Consider the following 18,589-nt stretch of genomic DNA (forward strand, 5'->3'; position numbering starts at 1 on the left):
GTCCGTCGCCGTGTCTAGGGCAGCGAAGCGCGATTCCGCGCCAGCGCCGCGGTCAGCTCCGCAGTCCACAGCGGCAGCACCGCCTCATCCGTGTAGCGCTCGGCGGTGCGGCGGGCGTTTCGGCGCATCCGGTCCACCTGCTCTGGCGGCATCCGCTGCAGCTGGAGGATCGCGTGCGCGAGGGCACCGGCGCCTCCCTTGCTCACGAGGAAGCCGTTCTCGCCGTGCTCGATGAGCTCCGCGGGCCCGTACCGGATGTCGTAGGAGATCGGGATGCAGCCGGCGGCCATCGCCTCGAGCAGCACGAGCGCGAACCCTTCGGTGCGAGAGGTCATCAAGAGGAACGAGACCTCGGCAAGCCGGTCGCGGGCGTCTGGCTGATAGCCGTGCAGGCGGATGAACTCCTCGGCGTGCGCTTCGGCGATCTGCCGCTGAAGCGCACGCCGCAGGTGGCCCTCGCCGTAGATGTCGAGGTGCAGGTCGGTGCCGGTGAGCCGGCGGGCGAGCAGCACCGCGCGGATCCCATGGTCCACGCGCTTCAGCTCGCTGAGGGCGGAGAGCATCGCCCCCGCGTTCCGTGCGCGATCGGTGCGCTGCTTCTCGAGCGGAGGCAGCGGACGGCTGTTCGGGATGACCGCGAGGTTCCTGTGCCGCCCGCTCAGCAGCTCAGCATCGCGCCGCTGTCGGTGCGTGAGGAACACGACGGAGTCGAAGGCGTCCAGGTCGCGGAACACCGCCGCGCGGCTCGGCACGAGCCTGCCCCACGGTCCGACCCTGCCCCGCAACAGGTGCGAGCCGTGCACCACGTGCACGGTTGCGCGGCCCGGCTTGCGGTACGTCCGCAGGTATTCGGCCATCGGCCGGCTGTCCACGATCAGGAACGCGTCGGCGCCCTTGGTCAGCCGGTCGAGCCACCAGCTGTAGAGAGACCAGCTCTTTCCCCACGACCGGATCGGCTCGCCAGAGCGGTCGCAGAGGACCAGGGACCGGCCGCCGACCACACCCTCCTGGTGGCCGTCCCTGCGGTCGCTCAGCAGCAGGGACCCATCCGTCCGGAAGTGGTCGACCTGCAGCTCCGTCTTCCCGTCGGCGGCATACCGGGTGCGGAGCACCTCGACGCCGTCGCGGCGCTCCGAGCGGTATGCCGGGTCGGCGCCGAGTGGGGTGAACACCCGCTGCGGCGAGCCGAGCGGCTCGGGACGCCGCGCCACCTTCGCGTCCCGCAGCCAATCCCACACATTGAGCAGGCGCATGCCGTCGATGAGCTCCCGGCGCTCGCGGAGCCGCTGTCCGAACGCGGGATAGTCGGCGCGCGGGTCGAACGTCAGCACGTCGACCGGCACGCCGCCGACCTGCACGAAGGCGCGGGACCGGTGCAGCATGGAGCTCGTCTGCCCGCCGTAGGTCTCGGGAACGGTCCAGGTCAGTGCGAAGTGCCGTCCTTCGGGAAGCCGAGCGTCGGACATGCGGACAGGCTAGGCGGTCGATACGGTGAATATGGCGCAATCGGCACCCTCAGCGAGGAGACGGTCGTATGAACCCCGAGGTGCATTTCCTGACCTTCGCCACGGCGGATCTCGACGCCGCCCGGGACTTCTACAAGCGCGGTCTCGGCTGGGAGCCGATCGCCGATGTCACCGGCGTGATCCTCTATTTCCAGGTGGCGCCGGGCCGCGTGCTCGGCCTCTTCGATGCGCTGAAGTTCGACCGGGATCTGAACGGTGAGCTCATCACCGCGGGCATCAGCGGGGTGACGCTGACATGCAGTGTCGGCAGCATGGACGAGGTCGACGCGACGCTGCTGCGACTGGTGGGAGCCGGAGCCCACGTGCTCAAGCTCCCGGAGATCGGCATGTTCGGCGGGGTCTACCACGCGTACGTGCGCGACCCGAACGGCATCGTCTGGGAGGTCGCGCACAACCCCGGCTGGCTCATTCGGGACGATGGCACCGTGGAGCTGGGCGACCGCCACGGCCGCCACCGGCTGTCCCGCCGCAAACGCCCTGAGCGCTCCGGACCGATCCCGCTGCCCATCAGCCCGCCACCGCCCGAGTGACATCGCTGGTCGCGGAGCGGTGAAGCCCCCGTCTTGGGAACCCGGTGTCTACTCCCCCAGCTCCCGCAGCATCGCCATCCCATGCCGATCCACCGAAACGGCGGTGGCGCTCAGCAGCACTACGGCCGTGGCCGCGGCGCGGTCCAGCCCGATCCACGTCCGGAAGCCACCGGTCCCCCCGTTGTGCCACGTGATCTGCCGGCCTCTCGTCTCGAGCGTGATCCAGCCGGCGCCGATCCGCACGGCGGGCCCGGTGTAGTTCCGAACCGGATCGAGTGCAGCCGTTCCGGGTGCCGACCCGTCCAACAGTGCCCGCGCCAGCCCCGCCGCGTCAGCGATGGACGAACGGATGCCCCCTGCCGGTGCAAGCGCCTCGCCCGTCCACGCCTCAGCGGCCCGGCCGCGTCGATCCCGGCCGAGGATCGCCGCAGGTCTCAGGTCGGCCGGCCGCGACGGCGCGTACATCGTGGTCAGCCCGAGCGGCTCGGTGAGCCGGTCCCGGAGCAGCTCGGTGTAGCTGCGACCGGCTGCGCTGGCGACGGCGTGGCCGAGCAGCTGGAAGCCCAGGTTCGAGTACCGCGGCCGCGGTGTGCTCAGCGTGACGGTTCGTGTCTGCTTCAGCACCTGGTCGAGGGTCTGGCCGTACGGGTTGCTGCCGCGCGTCCAGAGCCGGAGTGATCGCCGCAGCGGCTGAGCTGCGGGCGGGATGCTGGGCAGACCCGAGGTATGCGTGCTCAGCGCAGCGAGCGTCACACCGGCCGCGGCGCTTCCGTGCAGCGGGAGCAGCTCGCCCAGTGTCGATTCCGGGCGGACCTCTCCCCGTTCGATGGCGTCGGCGTAGAGCAGGCCGGTGATCCCCTTCGAGATGGACCCAAGCTCGAAGTCGGCGTCGAGGGTGGCACCGAGAGCGCTGACGCCGATGCGACCGGCGGACACGGTCGCCGCTGCAGCCACCGGATGGCGCGACCCGATGCGTCTCCTCAGGGCATCGGCCAGCACCTCATCCGGGGAGAACGTCACGACCGTCACGCTACCGGCACCGGCGTCAGCAAGCGGCGCGGTCGTCCCGCTCAGGCTGGAAGCGCGTGCACCATCCGATCGGCGGTGTCGCGCAGGAACCGGGTGAACTCCTCGTCGCCGCGCACCTCGTACTCCACGCCGGCCGGCACCCAGGCCAGCGCAGAGAGCAGCTCCTCGTTGCTTCGGCCGCCGATCGGCCAGCGGGTCCGGTCCGTCCCGACCGGCTCCGCGCCACGCGCCCAGGGCCCGAAGTGGGCACGCATCTCACCGATCGGCATCCGCATCACCACTTCCGCGTTGCGCGGTAGCGGCACAGAGGTGGCGGCCGCCGCCACGAACTCGGCGGCGTCCTCTGCGGGCAGCTCGCGCGGCGTGAAGTGGGCCCGGGTGAGGAACAGGTCGCTCATCCGGTCGGCGCGGAACGTGCGCCAGTCGTTCCGGTGCACGTCCCAGCAGACCAGGAACCACGCCCGGTCGGAGGAGACGAGGGCGTGGGGCTCGACGAGCCGCCTGGTCTCGTCCCCGCTTCCGGACACGTATCCGAACCGGATGCGCTCGTGGTCGCGGCAGGCGAGCGCGAGCTGGCCGAGCAGCTCGGCGGAGACCGGCGGATTCGGGGATCCGTACAGCGGCCGCAGCGGCTGCACCGTCACGGCCAGGGCGTTGACCCGCTGGCGGAGGCCTGACGGCAGCACCTGCTCGAGCTTCGCGAGCGCGGTGAGGGTGGTGTCGGCGCCGTGAGTGAGACCCTGCGTGGCGGCGACCCGGAGGCCGATCGCCATGGTGACCGCCTCGTCGTCGGTCAGAAGCAGCGGCGGCAGGGCGGAACCGGCCTCGAGGCGGTACCCGCCGGCGGCGCCGGGCAGCGACTCCACCCGGTATCCCAGGTCGCGGAGCCGCTCGACATCACGGCGGAGCGTGCGCGTGGTGACGCGAAGCCGGTCGGCGAGCTCCGTGCCGGTCCAGTGCCGATGCGTCTGCAGCAGGTTCAGCAGCGACAGCACCCGCGAGGTGGTGGACTCGGTCATGATGCCATTGTGCCCCTCATCGCGGACAGCTGTTGTCCGCGATGACCACGGTGGTTGAGGAGCCCGCGAAGCGGCCGTCTCGAAATCACCCACGGGTGCCAGGGCGGCGAACTAGACCTCGACGTCGACGCTGACCCGGTCTTTCGTCACCGACCGTGTGAATCCGGCGGCGACCACGTGGTCCGGGTGCTGCTGATAGACCGCCAAGGCTTCCTCGTCGTCATGCTCGGAGACGAGCACGATGTCCCAGTTGCCGGCGGTGGCTCCGACATCACGCGAGACGCTTATGCTGCGCAGGCCCGGCACCACCCCGCCGAGCCCCTCGAGCTGGGCCTTCACCTGCTCGAAGGCGGTGGTGCGCTCTGCCGGGTCGGTGGCAACGAGGTTCCAGGCGACGATGTGACGGATCATGGTGCTCCTTCGGGGGTCCTCCGGAACTGTATCGGAGCACCCGGGAAACCCGGTCCCTGAGCCTGTCGAAGGGCCCCGCACTCGAGCTTGTCGAAGGGCCCGGCAACCTCAGAACCCGCCGCGCTCCGCCCAGCGCAGCACCCGCAGCGCGCGGAGCGTGTTCCACCGGCTCGGCTCCCCCACCTCCTCGTCGAGGGTGAAGAACAGCCCGCCCCATTCGCGGTACCGGGTGTCGAGCAGCCACCGGCCGTCCTCCTGCCGCTTGTCGCGTACGAGGTCGATCGCCTCCCGCATCCGCTCCTCCGGCTGGCGGCCGGACGCGCGGAAGTATTCCAGACCGCGGAGCACGTCGTAGAAGTACTGCGGCGGGAATCCGAAGTTCACGAACTGCTTGTCGATGATCTCGCCGGTGGACTTCCGCCGGAACAGCCGCCGCTCCAGCATGTACTCCTCGCCGCGACGCCGGGCCTCGGTGATCGCAGGCGTCGCGCCGACCGCGTTCTCGTAGTCGAGGTAGCCCTCCAGCACGCAGATGGTCGTGTCGAAGGAGGAGACGTTCGAGTTGCCGGGCGCTTCGCAGTTCCAGCCGCCGTCGCCGAGCTCGTCGGCGAGCAGCCGCTCGAGAATCCGGTCGGCGTAGTCCAGTTCGCCGAAGTAGGCGGCCTCGCCGAGGATCCGCCCGTTGACACATGGCTCGGTCTCCCCGGCGAAGAACGGGTCGCCGCCCCAGTCGTCCGCGCGGAGGTCGTGGACCTTCGCGATCGCTCGTCGGGTCTCGTCCGCGGCCGGGTCGATGCCGAGTCGCTGCAGCAGATCCAGGGTGAAGGTGACGCCGCGGTACGGCGGGTTGTACACGTCGCCCGCCCAGGTGCCGCTCTCGTCCTGCAGCTCGAGCAGCCGGGCGCCCCAGCCCTCGCGGGCGACGCGAGCGCGCTCGGCCGCAACCTCATCCGGCGGTGCGTCGGTCACATCGCGCATCACCTGCCATCGGATTGACGGGTCCGAGTCGAGCAGCCAGTCCAGAACGTTCTTCTCCAGCACCGGGTTCACGCTGACAGGTCCTTTCTCATGATCCATCGCGGACGGCCGCCGCTTCTGGCTTCGGTTCGCAGCACGCGCTCGAAGCCGGCCTTCTCGTAGAACGATGTGGTGCCCATGTAGGCGAAGGTGCTGCTGATCTTGTCGCCTTCGGTGTCGACCGGATATGCCTCCACAGCGGCGACATGCTGCCCGCGGGCGTACTCGACGGTGGCGTCGAGCAGCGCCCGTGCCACGCCCTGACGTCGGTAGGGTGTTTTCACGACGAAGCACACGATGCTCCACACCGCCCGCTCATCGACCATCGGGATCGTGCGCGAACGCACCAGCCGTCCCATCTGGGAGCGGAGACCGGAGCCGCACCATCCGGCCGGCTCGCCGTCGACGTACGCCACCATCCCCGGGGACGGCTCCCGTTCGGTCAGCTTCCGCACGAACTCGGGTCGCTCGGCGCCGCGCAGCCGGTTGTTCTCACCCGAGGTCACCCGGTAGCTGAGGCACCAGCACGCGGGTGCATCGACGCCCCGCGGCGCCAGAATGGCGGCCACGTCGTCGAACCGGCCGATGGCCGGGTGCACTTCGAGCTCCGCCATGCCTTCATCCTGTCCGTCACCCCCGACAGCCACAACGGCGCATACCGGAAGGCGTGCCATGCTGACCGCGTGGACTACGTCGTGTGGTGGCTCCTGCTGAATCTGTGGTGGATCGTCACCCTGGCCATCCTGATGGCGTTCGTCTTCCTCGCCGTGACCCTGGTGCGGAGCACAGTCCGGCGTCGGCGACAGTCGACCGGCGCCGATGACTGAGTAGGGCTTCAAGCACACGTCCATCGAGCCGGTTTCCGGATGAGGACAGTACCTGTCCGCATCCGGTTCTACCGTGCTCGCATGACAGCAGAACCGATCCTCTCCTCTCGCGGCCTCAGCAAGACCTTCACCGTCAAGAAGTCGCCCGTGCACGCGGTCGTCGACCTCAATCTCGACGTCGGCCGCGGCGAGCTGGTCGCCTTCCTCGGACCGAACGGCGCCGGCAAGTCGACCAGCCTGCGCATGCTCACCACCCTCCTGCCTCCGACCTCCGGCACCGCCACGGTGGTCGGCTTCGACATCCGCAAGGATCCCGCCGCGGTCCGCCGGCGAATCGGCTACATCGGGCAGGGGACGAGCGGCGGGCACTCGCAGCGGGTGCGCGACGAGATGCTCACGCAGGGCGCGTTCTACGGGATGAGCCGGGCCGCCACGGTGAAGCGGACGGATGAGCTGCTCGAATCCCTCGACCTCGCGGGGCTCGCGACCCGCACCATCCTGAAGCTCTCCGGCGGGCAGAAGCGGCGGCTGGACATCGCGTTGGGCCTGATCCACTCCCCCGAGCTGCTGTTCCTCGACGAGCCGTCCACCGGGCTCGACCCGCAGAGCCGCGCGAACCTGTGGAAGCACATCCACGAGCTGCGGCAGACGCACGGCACCACGATCTTCGTCACCACCCACTATCTCGAGGAGGCCGACCGGCACGCAGAGCGGGTGCTGGTGATGGACAAGGGCCGCGTCATCGCGGACGACACCGCACCCGCCCTGAAGTCGAACCTCGCCGGCGACGTGATCGGGATCGGCGTCCGCGATCAGACGGACGAGGAGCGGGCCCGGACGGTGATCGACGAGGTGGCGCGGCCGTCCCTGGTCTCCCCGTCGCCCGCAGGCATCGAGCTCACGGTGGACCGCGGCGAGCTGATCCTCCCGGCGCTCCTCCGCGCGCTGGATGCGGCCGGCATCCCGGTCTCCTCTGCGACCCTCCGCCAGCCCACCCTCGACGACGTGTTCCTCGCCCTCACCGGCCGCTCCCTCCGCGACGCCGGCGACGCCCCAGCCTCCGACGAGGAGGAATCGGCGGTCGCTGAGCCTGCCGGAGCGCCCGCCACCCGCTGACCCAACCCCGGTCCCTGCGACAAGCCCACACATCCGAAGGACTCCAGAAATGACCGCCACCACGGCATCCGCAAAGCTCCCCGCCCGCCCCAATGTCGCCCGCGACAGCGTCAACGTCTTCGTCCGCGAACTCCGCCCGGTGCTCCGCGACCCGTTCTCCCTGATCTTCAGCCTCCTGCAGCCGCTGGTCTTCCTCGGCCTGTTCGGTCCGCTCCTGGTCGGCAACTCCGGAGCCCCGGTGAGCGAGACGCTGACCTGGTTCGTGCCCGGCATCCTGGTGATGATCGTGCTGTTCGGCACCGGCTCGACCGGCGCGAACCTGCTGTGGGAGATGCAGACCGGATCCCACGAGCGCACCCTCGTCGCGCCGATCGCCCGGTCGTCGCTGCTGATCGGCCGGGCGCTGAAGGAGATGGCGCCGATCATCGTGCAGGCGACGATCATCACCCTCGTGACCATCCCGTTCGGCTTCCGCGTCAACTGGATGGGGATGGTCGCCGGCCTGATCCTGCTGGCGATCTTCGGTGTCGGGCTCGGCTCACTCAGCTACGCGCTGGCGCTCGCAAGCCGCAACCGGGACTGGCTGTTCTGGGGCGTGCAGCAGACACTGATCTTCCCGCTGATGATCCTCAGCGGCATGCTGCTCCCCCTCGACGCAGCACCCGACTGGATGCGCGCCGTCGCGACCGTGAACCCGATCAACCACGTGGTGCAGGCAGAGCGTGCGCTCTTCGCCGGCGACTTCGCCAACGCGGCCATCGGCTGGGGCGTTCTCAGCGCCGCGCTGCTCGCCCTCCTCGGCCTGGTGGTCGGCATCCGGATGATCCGCAGGAGCGCATAACCCCACCCGGTGGTTGAGGAGGCCGCCCGCGGCCGTCTCGAAACCACTCACCGAATCCACGGTCCCTGAGCCCGTCGAAGGGACCAAGACCAGAAAGGACCACTCCAAATGGACATGAAGATCGAACTCCTCGCCGTCCCCGTCTCCGACATCGACCGCGCGAAGGACTTCTACACGCGCATCGGCTTTTCCGCGGACCACGACCACCGGGTCGATGAGAACATCCGCTTCGTGCAGCTCACCCCGCCCGGCTCCGCCTGCTCGATCGTGCTCGACTACAACTTCACGGAGATGAAGCCGGGGAGCCTGCAGGGCATCCAGTGCGTCGTCGCCGACGCGGACGCGGCGCTCGCCGACCTTCGCGCGAAGGGCGTGCAGGCGAGCGACGTCGACGAGCAGCAGTGGGGCCGCTTCGTGTACTTCTCCGACCCGGACGGCAACGGCTGGGCGCTGCAGCAGCTGCCGGCCTACTCCTGAGATACCGTGCGGGCTAGCCTGGCGGCACGGATCCCCGGACCGTCGCGAAGGAGTCGCCATGACCGACACATCCAGCACCGACCCGACGTTCACCCCGGCGGTGCACTACCAAGAGCCGAAGGCGGCCGTCGCCTGGCTGGAGCGGGCGTTCGGCTTCGAGATCACGGAGGCGATCGACGGCCCCGGCGGGAACCAGACGATGAGCCATTACGAGCTGGGGGTCGGCGGGCGGGGCCGGGTCATGGCCGGCGGCGAGTGGAACGCAACGGTTCGCAGCCCCGCATCCGTCGAGGGTGTGAACACGCAGACGGTGCACGTGCTGCTCACCGAGGACCTGGATGCGCATTGCGAGCGCGCCCGGGCGGCCGGCGCCGTCATCGTCGCGGAGCCGACGGACGAGCCGTACGGCGATCGGGTGTATCGGGCGGCCGATCCGGAGGGCCATCTGTGGACCTTCGCGATGCACCTCCGCGACGCATGACGGTGGGTGCCCGCGCGCTCCGCTCGGACCCGCGAACGGCATCCGGCAGCGACACCGGGCCAGCGCGATGCTGAGGATCGGAGTCGAGGAGCGGCGCGCCCGCCTCGCCCGCCGGCACCGCCTCGCACCCGCGGCCCGCGCCGGAGACGTGCTCGAGGCGACTCGCAGCATGGTGTGCCTGCACGCGACCGAGCCGGTGACGGTGTACCTGTCGGCGTGGGCGCGGGTCGACGGCTTCGCCATGGCGGACATGGAGCGGGCGCTGTACGAGGACCGGACGCTGGTGAAGCACCTGGCGATGCGCCGCACTCTCTTCGCCTTCCCGCGCGAGACGCTTCCCTTCGCGCAGGCGGGCGCCAGCGAACGCGTGGCCGTCGCGGAGCGTCCCCGGCTGATCCGCGACGTCGAGGCCGCCGGCCTGCACAGCGACGGGTCCCGATGGCTCGACGACGCGTCGGCGGCGGTTCTGGAGATCCTCTCCGACGGTCGCGAGGCCACGATGGCGCAGCTGCGCAAGGAAATCCCGCTGCTCGAGGGCTCCATCGAGTTCGGGGTCGGCAAACGCTGGGGCGGCCGGGCGGCGGTCGCGCCGCGCGTGCTGACCGTGCTGTCGACGTCGGGCCGCATCCTGCGCGCGAGGAACGACGGAAGCTGGTCGACGTCCCGGCCGCGCTGGTCGACGACGGAAGCCTGGATCGGCGAGCCGCTGCAGCCGCTCTCCGACGCGGCGGGAACCGCCGAGCTGGTGCGGCAGTGGCTCCGCGCGTTCGGCCCGGGCACGGAGGCCGACCTCAAGTGGTGGCTCGGATCGACGCTCACCGCGGTGCGGCGCGCGCTGGCGGAGGTCGGGGCGATCGAGGTCGACCTCGACGGGCGGACCGGCCACCTCCTGCCCGACGATCTGGAGACGACCGACCCCGTCGAGCCCTGGGCCGCGCTGCTCCCCGCGCTCGATCCGACCACGATGGGCTGGATCGACCGTTCCTGGTACCTCGGGCCTTACAAGTCGCAGCTGTTCGACACGGCCGGCAACGCCGGACCCACCGTCTGGTGGGACGGCCGCATCGTCGGCGGCTGGCGGCAGGGCGAGGACGGCGAGGTGGTGCTGCAGCTGCTTGAGGACGTCGGGTCGGATGCGCGCCGTGCCCTGGACGATGAGGCCGCGAGGCTTGCTGCGTGGCTCGGCGGAACGCGGGTGCTGATGCGGTACCCGGCTCCGCTGTTCGCGGCCGCCGGCTCCGGGGCTGCCGCTCGGTGAGAGGCCGCTCCCCGAACCTGCCGTGCACGAATCCGGGCCGAGTCGGTCGCGCCGGCGTCGGGGTTTCGCAGCTAGCGTGAGCGTGTGCGGGTTGCGGGTGGCAAGCGCGGTCGGGATCGGGCGGCTCGACGTCGGACCGGGCGCATGCGCCGCGCCGACAACGACCTCACCCCGGCCGAGTGGAGACTGATCGTCGGCGCGTGGGGCGGTTGCGCATACTGCGGCGCCCAGGAGTCGGCGCTCCAGCGGGACTGCGTGCTGCCGCTGGCCCGTGGAGGGCGCTACACAATCTCCAACGTGGTCCCCGCGTGTCGCACGTGCAATACCAGCAAGTGGCATTCCGAGGTCACGTCGTGGATGCGCCGGCGCGGCCTGGACGAGCCCGCATTCCTGCTGCGGTGGCACGACATCACCGCGCGGCTGGTGGCGAGCGACGATCCGGAACCCCCGCGCTGAGCCGCCGTCCACGGTGATGTCGGCGTGAGCTACCTCGTCTTCACCGGCTGGCGCAGCACCGTCTTCAGCTTCGCCGCCGCCACCCTCCTCGGGTCGCTGAGGTAGATCTCGTGGTGCCGCCCGGTCTCGGCATAGCCGTGCGCGGGGAGATATTCGTCATGCAGCCGGGCGAGCGTCGGCCCCTCGTCGTCGTAGCTGCCGATGTGCAGGATCTGCACCGACAGCCCCTCCGTGAAGGTCTCCAGCCGCACATTCGCGACACCGGGTCGCTTCTTCGCCGCCTTGGCGATCGCGTGCTCCCAGAGCTCGGGCGGAATCCAGTCCGGCTGGCGGATCATCATCGTCCAGCGCCACTCGCTCTTCGAGCGGTCGAGAAACGAGGCCATGCGCTCGGCGTCCCAGAGCCCCTCGAGCGGACCCACGACACAGTCGCGATGCAGCTCGGCCTTGCTGGCGAACTTCGCGGCATACGAGACGGAGTACAGCGCCTCGACCGCCGCGGCATACTCCGGGCTGGTGTTGGGATCCCCGCGCCCGTCGATCATGGCGAACCGGAACGGCGGAACGTCGACGACGCTGAATCCGTCCGCCTTCGGCGAGTACAGGTCGGGCCGTTCAGTGCGGAAGTCGGTCTTCACGTCTCCAGCGAAGCAGAGTGCGGCATGGTCGCGGAAGGGCGATGCCCGTTGGGGTGCAGCCGCGACCCACCGCCATCAGGATGCGCGGCGGATGCCCGCGCACACGAAGAAGGTCCAGCCGAGAACCCCGGTCAGGCAGATTCGCTCCGCCAACCCGATCAGACCGGGGGCCACGGTGGCGCTGAGCGCGAGCCAGAGGGCGCCGCCGGCGGCAAGGGCGGCGAAGGCCAGCGCAACCCGATACGTCTGGCGCAGCTCCGACTGGTATCGCAGCCACGCGGTGAGAATCAGGATGCCGAGGAGCGCGGCGGCGAACCCGATCGCGGCAACGAGCAGGTGCACGAGCCCACTCGGTGTGGACGTCGCGCTGCCAGTACCGGAAGGAACGTCGACATCGGTGGCGAAGAAGGCGAGCACCGCCGACGATGCGCCTCCGATGCCGAACGAGATGAGCCCGACCCGCCGCAACCCGGTCGCCGGTCCGACTCGGCTGATGGCCAGCAACGCGAACGCCGTTGTCACGGTGCGGCCGAGGAAGTTGAGGTTCATGATCCACCCGAACGGGCCGACCGCCAGGTTGCTCTCGGCCTCGCGGATCGGGTCGTAATGCGGGGGCAGCAGTTGCAGGACGCCGACGACGAGTGCGTAGACGACGACGCCGATCATCGCCGCTGTGGCGAAGCGTCGCCTCCGCGAAACCTCCGCCATTCCCCCATTCTCGCCGCGGCAAGGCGTGATGCGCGCCTGCCGCCGTGGGTCACGCTTCGGCGACGTGGGTGTGCATCCTGGCGCCCGAGTCGTCGAAGATGCTGAGCACCTGCGCGGGGCGCCCGCCGGCGGCGCACATCGCGTGCGGGATGCGGGTGTCGAACTCCGCCGCCTCGCCCCGCGTCAGCGTCAGATCCTGCTCACCGAGCCGCAGCCGCAGCTTTCCGGTGAGCACGTAGAGCCACTCGAACCCGTCGTGCACGCGCAGCTCGGGCAGCTCGCTGACGGGCGGGTAGGTGATCTTGTAGGTGTGCACCGGGGACGCCTCCGGTGCGAGCGGGGCGATGATCAGTCCGTCGCGGCGGAGAATCGGTCGGCGCACCCGCGGATCGGGAGCCTCGGTCGGCAGCAGGTCGTCGATGCGGATGCCGAGCTGCCGGGTGAGCGGCAGCAGCAGCTCCAGGCTCGCCTGCCGCTTGCCGGACTCCAGCCGCGACAGGGTGCTTGCCGACATGCCGGCACGGGTGGCGAGCTCGTCGAGCGTCCAGCCGCGGGAATGCCGCACCGCCCGCAGCCGTGAACCGACCTGCTCGAGCTCCTGCACCATCCGGCACACCCTCCTGTCGACGCACTTGCCGATTCCGCAAGACAGCTTGCAGTGTAGCGCCGCAGCGGGTGATGCTCGATGCATGGAATGGGACGTGATCGTGATCGGTGGCAGCGCGGCGGGGCTTTCGGCGAGCCTCATGCTGGGACGAGCGGGGCGGCGCACCCTGGTGATCGACGCCGGAAGCCCGCGCAACCGGTTCGCCGACCACATGCATGGGGTGCTCGGCAACGAGGGCACACCGCCTTCGGAGCTGCTCGAGCACGGCAGGGCGGAAGCGTCCGGCTACGGCGTCGAGTTCGCCGAGGGCACGGTGGAGCGGGTGGACGAGACCGAGGACGGCGTGGTGGTGACGGTCGCCGACGGTGGGGTGCTGACCGCCCGGGCCGTGATCGCGGCGACCGGGCTGACCGACGAGCTTCCCGCGATCCCCGGTCTCGCCGAGCGGTGGGGCCGCAGTGTGCTGCACTGCCCCTATTGCCACGGCTGGGAGGTGCGGAACCAGCGGCTCGGGGTGCTGACAACCTCGCCGCTGCAGCTGCACCTGGCGCACCTGATCCGGCAGTGGAGCGACCGCGTCGTCGTCTTCACCGCCGGGCTCGATCCGCTCACCGCCGAGGAGGAGGCACGGTTCCGGGCGCGCGGAGTGGAGCTGGTCGCCGAGCCGGTCGTCGAACTCCTCGGCGATGGCGATGCCCTCACGGCGGTGCGGCTCGCCGACGGCCGCGAGGTGCCGGTCGACGCCATCTTCACCGGCGGCACCCTACGCCCGCACGACGGGTTCCTCAGTCACCTCGGCCTGTCGCGCACCGAGACACCGGCCGGCTCGTTCGTCGCCGTCGACGCAATGAACCGCACCAGCAGCAAACGGATCTGGGCCGTCGGCAACGTGGTGAACCCGTCGGCCACCGTGCCGCTGTCGATCGGTGCCGGATCGTTCACCGGCGCGGCCGTCAACGCGGCGCTCGTCACCGAGGACTTCGACCTCGCGCTGGCGGCGGCCGCATCCCACTCCCTGGTTGAGTAGACAGCCGAAGGCCGTCCTATCGAAACCAGCCCACGGTAATCCGTCAGCCGAGGCCCGCGTCATCCGTCTTTGCCGGCCGCGATCTTCGCCTGCCGCTGCTTCTGCTTGTACGCCTGCGCCTTCTGCTCGCCGGCGAGCGTCGCACCCTCGATCCAGCCGAGCACTCCCCCGCCCCTCTCGCGGAACACCTGCCCGTAGCGGATGCGGGTGAACACATCGGGCATGCGGGTGGAGAGGTAGGCGATCGCGATCCGTCCGAAGAGCCAGGCGGCGAGCCATCCGTTCAGCAGACCGACGACCACGGTGGCGGCGGTCAGCCAGCCGGACGGGTTGAGCAGGCTGAACACCGCGAGCGCACCGGTGGGAGCCGCGCCGATCGAGATGAGCAGCATCGCCACCCAGAGGTGCAGGCCGATGTTGCCGTTCGCGTCGTTCGGCCCGACCCGGCGCCGTGGGTCGACCCCGGGTGAGACGCCGACGGCGGAGGTGATCATCGCCGCACCGGCTCCCGAGCCGAACAGCGCCGGCAGCAGGGCGGCGACGGCCGGGGTGACCCACCAGTGCCCGCTCAGCACGAGGAACAGCACGGTGATGGCGAGGGTCCAGGGCAGGAATACCAGCAGGAGCGCCCACTGCCGGCCGCGCACATCCGAGCGGACGGAGGTCGCGTCCTGGCCGACGATCTGCTGCCAGACGGCGCTGCCGTCCTGCCCGTAGACGTTCAGCCCGGCGATGCCCATCATGAACGCGACGATGAGTCCGCCGAATGCGGCGACCGCGGCGAACTCCCCGCCGGCCAGCGCGAAGAACCCGATGGCGAGTCCCGTCCAGATGCCGGTGCGCACCTCGAGCGCTCGCCACGGATCGCGGGTCCATTGCCGGTACTCCTTGCCGATCACAGCGCCGAGCTGCGTTTTCGGCAGCAGCCCGCCGCCGTCGACGAGGCCGGGTGAGAGCCGCCGTCCGCGCCGCCGCCGCGCCGAGACATCCGTCCGCGGGGTGAGCAGCGCGATGGTGGCGAGGATCATCAGCCCATCGAGCGCGGCGAGGGCGGCGAGCAGCAGCACCGCGCCGCCCCAGTTCCCGGCGGCCGCCTGCTCGAGGGCGAGCACCGGCCACGAGCTCGGGAACCCGTTCAGCACCGCGGTGATCGGCCCCTCCGGCGGCCCGTTCTGCAGCAGCACCGGGATGTTGTTCACGGTCGCCGACACCACGATCCATCCGGTGAACATGGCGGCGAACATCAGCCCGAACTGGATCGCCGCGATCTCGACGCCGATCTTCGACCGCATGGCAGCGCCGAGCAGTCCGTAGATGAGGCGTGACAGGGTGACGGCGAAGATCCAGGTGAGCGGGGCGCCGATCAGCACCAGCGCGAGGGTGGCCGGATCGAGCAGCACCGCGTGCACGGCAGCGGCGAGGAACGCGAGCAGCACGAACGCGGAGGCGATGCTGACGAACACGGTGGCAAGGAGTCCCCGGCTGAGCCGGCGTCCGTCGATGGGCAGCAGGGTGAAGTAGTCGGGGCGGAGCACCCCGCTGCCGCTCATCAGCACGGGACCGAGACCTGCGCCGACCGCCCAGCCGGCGAAGAGCAGCGTGAGCACGGTGGAGCGCACCTCGTCGCCGTTGGCGAGCACCGCGGCAGCCCAGGTGGCGACGACGAGCGCGGCGCCGACGATCCAGCCGAAGATCCGGAGGCCCTTGGAGCTGTTGCGGAGGAGCGCGAACTTGAGGTCGATCAGGAGCCGATCCACGACAGCTCCTCCTCGTCGATGTCGCGGGCGCCGACGAGCTCGACGAAGCGGTCCTCGAGCGATGTGCCACCTCGCACCTCGTCGAGCGTGCCGTCGGCGACGACCCTGCCGTTCGCGATGATCGCGACCCGGTCGCAGAGCGACTCGACGAGGCTCATCACGTGGCTGGAGATGACGATCGAGCCGCCGGTCGCGGTGAAGCGACGCAGGATGCGGGTGAGCACGCGCGCGGAGACCGGGTCGACCGCCTCGTAGGGCTCGTCGAGCACCAGCACGCTCGGCGCGTGCAGCAGCGCCGTGGCAAGCCCGATCTTCTTGCGCATCCCGGTGGAGTACTCACCCACGAGGGTGCCGAGCGCCTCCGCCTCCTCCAGTTCCAGGAGGCGGATGAGCTCGGCGCTGCGGCTCGCGACCACCTGCGCGTCGAGCCCGCGGAACCGGCCCCAGTAGGTGAGCAGCTCGCCGCCGGTGAGCCGTTCGGGCAGCGCGAGCCCGTCGGGCAGGACGCCAAGGTGCTTTTTCGCCTCCACCGGGTCCTGCCACACGTCGACGCCCTCGACGAACGCCTGCCCGCCGCTCGGGCGGAGCAGGCCCACCGCCATCGACAGGGCGGTGGTCTTGCCGGCGCCGTTCGGGCCGACGAGGCCGTAGAAGGAGCCACGCGGCACCCGCAGGTTCACGTCGTCGACGGCCACCTTGTCGGCGAACTCGCGCCGCAGGTCGACGAGTTCAAGCGCGTGCTCCGATTCCAGGGTTGAGGTGTCTGCAGCTGCCATGCCGCCAGTGTCCTCCGGACCCGGCGGGCGCCGCATCCGCTGCCAGGCCACAATGCGCGTATCCGTCTGGCCGACCGGCCAGATTTCCGGCCGGGCGGCCATCGCGGGCCCGAGCCGTGGAGCGGCGCCCGCATCCTTCGTATCCTCGGAGCATGAGGCAGGCCGTGTCGCAGCCCCGGTCGCCGGAGGCGGAGCTCCCGGCCCTGACCGGGCGCGCCCGGACGCTCGACGTGGTGCTCATCGCGATCGCGCTGCTGTACGTGCTCGCAAACTCCTTCGGCTTCGGCGAGTTCGCGCGGCTTCCGCAGTGGTACTGGGGCGTCGACATCGCGCTCGGCGTGGTGGCCTCCGTCGCGCTGTGGTGGGCGCGGAAGCATCCGGTGCTTATCGGGGTGCTGATGATCATCCCCGGAACGTTGTCGATCACCGCCGGTCTCGCGGTGGTCGCCGCCGTCTACCGGCTCGGGGCTTCGGCGTCGCCGCGGCTATCGATCCCGGTGGTGGGAGTGCATCTCGCGCTCGCCCTCCCGTACCACTGGGTGGTCGACGTGCCCGGCATGGACTGGCTCACCTGGCTCATCTTCATCCCCCTCCTCTATCTGCTGACCTTGAGCGTCGGGCTCCTCGCCCGTGCCCGCCAGCAGGTGATCGAGGGGCTCCAACGGGCGGCCGTTGCGGACCGTGAGCGGTACAACGCCCAGCTGGCAACGCTCCGGCGGGATGAGCGCGAGCGGATCGCCCGAGAGATGCACGACGTGCTCGCCCACCGCATCTCGCTGCTCTCGGTGCACGCCGGGGCGCTGGAGTTCCGGACGAAGTCGGCGGCCGACCCCGGTCACCGGCCGATGAGCCCGGAGGAGGTGCACGACGCCGCTGTGGTGATCCGCGAGAACGCGCACCTCGCCGTGGAGGAGTTGCGTGAGCTGCTGGAGGTGCTCCGGGAGGACGAGTCCGCGTCGCCCCTCGGCGCCTCCCGCCCGCAGCCGCGGCTGGAGGATGTCCGCGACCTGATCGACGAAGCTCGGCGGGCCGGGCAGCACGTCGACATGACGATCGACGAGGCCGCGGTGCAGAACGCGCGCGCGTCGGTGCAGCGGACCGCGTACCGCATCGTGCAGGAGGGCCTCACGAACGCCCGCAAGCACGCGCCGCACTCCCCCGTCTCGGTCGCCATCCGTGGTGACGACGGCCGGCTGCGAGTGGAGGTGACCAACCCGGTCGCGCTCGGACTGACGGCGACGGAGATCCCGGGCGCCGGCGCCGGCCTCGCGGGCCTCACCGAACGGGTGCGGATCGACGGCGGCAAACTCCGCCACGGGCTGACCGGTGGCATCTTCGCCCTGTCCGGCGAGCTGCCGATCGGGACACCATGACCGCCACCCCCGACGCCATCCGCGTGCTCATCGTCGACGACGACGCGCTCGTGCGAGCGGGCCTCCGGTTGATGCTCGGCGGCGCACCCGACCTCGAGGTGGTCGGTGACATCTCGGATGGCGACGAGGTGCTGGACGCCGTCCGGTCCTGGTCGCCGGACGTGGTGCTGATGGACGTGCGGATGTCCCGGGTGGACGGCATCTCAGCGATCCGCCGCCTGCGCGACGCCGCCCTGCCATCGATGCCGGCCGTCATCGTGCTGACCACCTTCCGCACCGACGCGACCGTGCTCGACGCACTTCGGGCCGGTGCCGCCGGCTTTCTCCTCAAGCACACGCCGCCCTCAGAGATCGTCACGGCGATCCGAACGGCGGCGGCTGGTCAGCCGACCGTCTCCCCCGACGTTTTGCGCCAGCTCATCGACCACGTCGCCGCATCCGAGCTGCGCCCGCCGGCTCCCTCGGTGGACCCGTTGGCGCCACTCACCGACCGCGAGCGCAAGGTGGCACTGGCCGTGGCCGAGGGCCTCGGCAACGCCGAGATCGCCGAGCGCCTCTTCCTCTCCCACGGCAGCGTCAAGGCGCACATCTCCAGCGCGCTGACGAAGCTCTCCCTCGACAACCGCATCCAACTGGCGATCCTTGCGCACGATGCCCGTCCATAACGCATCGTGGACGCCCCTTAGCGAACCCGGGCTCGAACGAAGCACGAGCC

22 protein-coding genes are annotated in these 18,589 nt (G+C 70.5%); 11 read left to right on the forward strand and 11 right to left on the reverse strand.

Translation table 11 applies throughout. The features are described 5' to 3' along the window. Positions 1 to 14: 14 nt before the first annotated feature. On the reverse strand, positions 15 to 1,466 hold the full coding sequence (locus ACFFGH_RS11735; RefSeq protein ID WP_386668432.1) for a glycosyltransferase: 1,452 nt from the start codon (positions 1,464 to 1,466) through the stop codon (positions 15 to 17). A 68-nt stretch (positions 1,467 to 1,534) separates the two neighbouring features. On the opposite strand from ACFFGH_RS11735, the gene ACFFGH_RS11740 reads away from it, so the two are divergent. Next, positions 1,535 to 2,056, forward strand: a complete 522-nt coding sequence (locus ACFFGH_RS11740) for a VOC family protein (RefSeq protein ID WP_386668434.1) — start codon at positions 1,535 to 1,537, stop codon at positions 2,054 to 2,056. A 48-nt stretch (positions 2,057 to 2,104) separates the two neighbouring features. Here the strand turns inward: ACFFGH_RS11740 and ACFFGH_RS11745 are convergent, their stop codons facing one another. From ACFFGH_RS11745 to ACFFGH_RS11765, 5 genes are all read right to left on the reverse strand, one after another. Then, the gene (locus tag ACFFGH_RS11745) at positions 2,105 to 3,076 is read right to left on the reverse strand and encodes a serine hydrolase domain-containing protein (protein ID WP_386668436.1); all 972 of its coding nucleotides are present in this window, start codon (positions 3,074 to 3,076) and stop codon (positions 2,105 to 2,107) included. Between the two features lie 50 nt (positions 3,077 to 3,126). Next, positions 3,127 to 4,104, reverse strand: a complete 978-nt coding sequence (locus ACFFGH_RS11750) for a helix-turn-helix transcriptional regulator (protein ID WP_386668438.1) — start codon at positions 4,102 to 4,104, stop codon at positions 3,127 to 3,129. Positions 4,105 to 4,215: 111 nt separating this feature from the next. Beyond that, positions 4,216 to 4,515, reverse strand: coding sequence for a Dabb family protein (locus ACFFGH_RS11755; RefSeq protein ID WP_386668439.1), 300 nt, complete (start codon positions 4,513 to 4,515; stop codon positions 4,216 to 4,218). A gap of 108 nt (positions 4,516 to 4,623) precedes the next feature. Beyond that, positions 4,624 to 5,565, reverse strand: a complete 942-nt coding sequence (locus ACFFGH_RS11760; protein ID WP_386668441.1) for a hypothetical protein — start codon at positions 5,563 to 5,565, stop codon at positions 4,624 to 4,626. Continuing rightward, a complete protein-coding gene (locus ACFFGH_RS11765) occupies positions 5,562 to 6,146 on the reverse strand; it encodes a GNAT family N-acetyltransferase (protein WP_386668442.1) in 585 nt (194 codons plus the stop codon). Before ACFFGH_RS11765 ends, ACFFGH_RS11760 begins: the two co-directional genes overlap by 4 nt. Between ACFFGH_RS11765 and ACFFGH_RS11770 the strand changes: the two genes are divergently transcribed. The 7 genes from ACFFGH_RS11770 to ACFFGH_RS11800 all read left to right on the forward strand — a co-directional run bounded on the left by ACFFGH_RS11770 (position 6,126) and on the right by ACFFGH_RS11800 (position 10,988). Further along, entirely contained in the window at positions 6,126 to 6,359 is a 234-nt protein-coding gene (locus tag ACFFGH_RS11770; protein ID WP_386668444.1) for a hypothetical protein, read from the forward strand. The genes ACFFGH_RS11765 and ACFFGH_RS11770 overlap by 21 nt on opposite strands. Positions 6,360 to 6,440: 81 nt before the next feature. Beyond that, a complete protein-coding gene (locus tag ACFFGH_RS11775) occupies positions 6,441 to 7,475 on the forward strand; it encodes an ATP-binding cassette domain-containing protein (RefSeq protein WP_386668446.1) in 1,035 nt (344 codons plus the stop codon). Positions 7,476 to 7,524: 49 nt separating this feature from the next. Continuing rightward, positions 7,525 to 8,316: an ABC transporter permease gene (locus ACFFGH_RS11780; RefSeq protein WP_386668448.1), complete on the forward strand. Its 792-nt coding sequence runs from the start codon at positions 7,525 to 7,527 to the stop codon at positions 8,314 to 8,316. Between the two features lie 108 nt (positions 8,317 to 8,424). After that, the gene (locus ACFFGH_RS11785; protein WP_386668450.1) at positions 8,425 to 8,793 is read left to right on the forward strand and encodes a VOC family protein; all 369 of its coding nucleotides are present in this window, start codon (positions 8,425 to 8,427) and stop codon (positions 8,791 to 8,793) included. 58 nt (positions 8,794 to 8,851) lie between these two features. After that, positions 8,852 to 9,274, forward strand: coding sequence for a VOC family protein (locus ACFFGH_RS11790; protein ID WP_386668452.1), 423 nt, complete (start codon positions 8,852 to 8,854; stop codon positions 9,272 to 9,274). Between the two features lie 67 nt (positions 9,275 to 9,341). Then, the gene (locus ACFFGH_RS11795; protein WP_386668454.1) at positions 9,342 to 10,532 is read left to right on the forward strand and encodes a winged helix DNA-binding domain-containing protein; all 1,191 of its coding nucleotides are present in this window, start codon (positions 9,342 to 9,344) and stop codon (positions 10,530 to 10,532) included. A 144-nt stretch (positions 10,533 to 10,676) separates the two neighbouring features. Beyond that, positions 10,677 to 10,988: an HNH endonuclease gene (locus ACFFGH_RS11800; protein ID WP_386668455.1), complete on the forward strand. Its 312-nt coding sequence runs from the start codon at positions 10,677 to 10,679 to the stop codon at positions 10,986 to 10,988. Between the two features lie 29 nt (positions 10,989 to 11,017). Here ACFFGH_RS11800 and ACFFGH_RS11805 read toward each other — a convergent pair whose 3' ends face one another. The 3 genes from ACFFGH_RS11805 to ACFFGH_RS11815 form a co-directional block, all read right to left on the reverse strand. Further along, on the reverse strand, positions 11,018 to 11,626 hold the full coding sequence (locus tag ACFFGH_RS11805; protein WP_386668457.1) for a GyrI-like domain-containing protein: 609 nt from the start codon (positions 11,624 to 11,626) through the stop codon (positions 11,018 to 11,020). Between the two features lie 75 nt (positions 11,627 to 11,701). Beyond that, positions 11,702 to 12,334, reverse strand: a complete 633-nt coding sequence (locus ACFFGH_RS11810) for a DUF998 domain-containing protein (RefSeq protein WP_386668459.1) — start codon at positions 12,332 to 12,334, stop codon at positions 11,702 to 11,704. Positions 12,335 to 12,383: 49 nt separating this feature from the next. Next, complete coding sequence (locus tag ACFFGH_RS11815) at positions 12,384 to 12,941, reverse strand: helix-turn-helix domain-containing protein (protein WP_386668460.1); 558 nt, start codon at positions 12,939 to 12,941, stop codon at positions 12,384 to 12,386. Between the two features lie 82 nt (positions 12,942 to 13,023). Between ACFFGH_RS11815 and ACFFGH_RS11820 the strand changes: the two genes are divergently transcribed. Beyond that, entirely contained in the window at positions 13,024 to 13,968 is a 945-nt protein-coding gene (locus ACFFGH_RS11820) for an NAD(P)/FAD-dependent oxidoreductase (RefSeq protein ID WP_386668461.1), read from the forward strand. A gap of 59 nt (positions 13,969 to 14,027) precedes the next feature. Here the strand turns inward: ACFFGH_RS11820 and ACFFGH_RS11825 are convergent, their stop codons facing one another. Both ACFFGH_RS11825 and ACFFGH_RS11830 read right to left on the reverse strand, forming a co-directional pair. Beyond that, positions 14,028 to 15,725, reverse strand: a complete 1,698-nt coding sequence (locus ACFFGH_RS11825; protein WP_386668463.1) for a hypothetical protein — start codon at positions 15,723 to 15,725, stop codon at positions 14,028 to 14,030. Beyond that, positions 15,710 to 16,501: an ABC transporter ATP-binding protein gene (locus ACFFGH_RS11830; RefSeq protein WP_386668465.1), complete on the reverse strand. Its 792-nt coding sequence runs from the start codon at positions 16,499 to 16,501 to the stop codon at positions 15,710 to 15,712. The genes ACFFGH_RS11825 and ACFFGH_RS11830 overlap by 16 nt, the downstream gene beginning before the upstream one ends. A 152-nt stretch (positions 16,502 to 16,653) precedes the next feature. Here ACFFGH_RS11830 and ACFFGH_RS11835 point away from each other — a divergent pair, with 152 nt between their 5' ends. Together ACFFGH_RS11835 and ACFFGH_RS11840 are read left to right on the forward strand one after the other, a co-directional pair. Beyond that, positions 16,654 to 17,874 (forward strand): sensor histidine kinase, encoded by a 1,221-nt coding sequence (locus ACFFGH_RS11835; protein ID WP_386668467.1) that lies wholly within the window; start codon positions 16,654 to 16,656, stop codon positions 17,872 to 17,874. Continuing rightward, positions 17,871 to 18,539 carry a response regulator gene (locus ACFFGH_RS11840; protein WP_386668468.1) on the forward strand — a complete coding sequence of 223 codons (669 nt, stop codon included), beginning with the start codon at positions 17,871 to 17,873 and terminating at the stop codon, positions 18,537 to 18,539. Before ACFFGH_RS11835 ends, ACFFGH_RS11840 begins: the two co-directional genes overlap by 4 nt. Positions 18,540 to 18,589: the final 50 nt, after the last annotated feature.

The sequence above is a fragment of the Lysobacter korlensis genome (assembly GCF_042434515.1).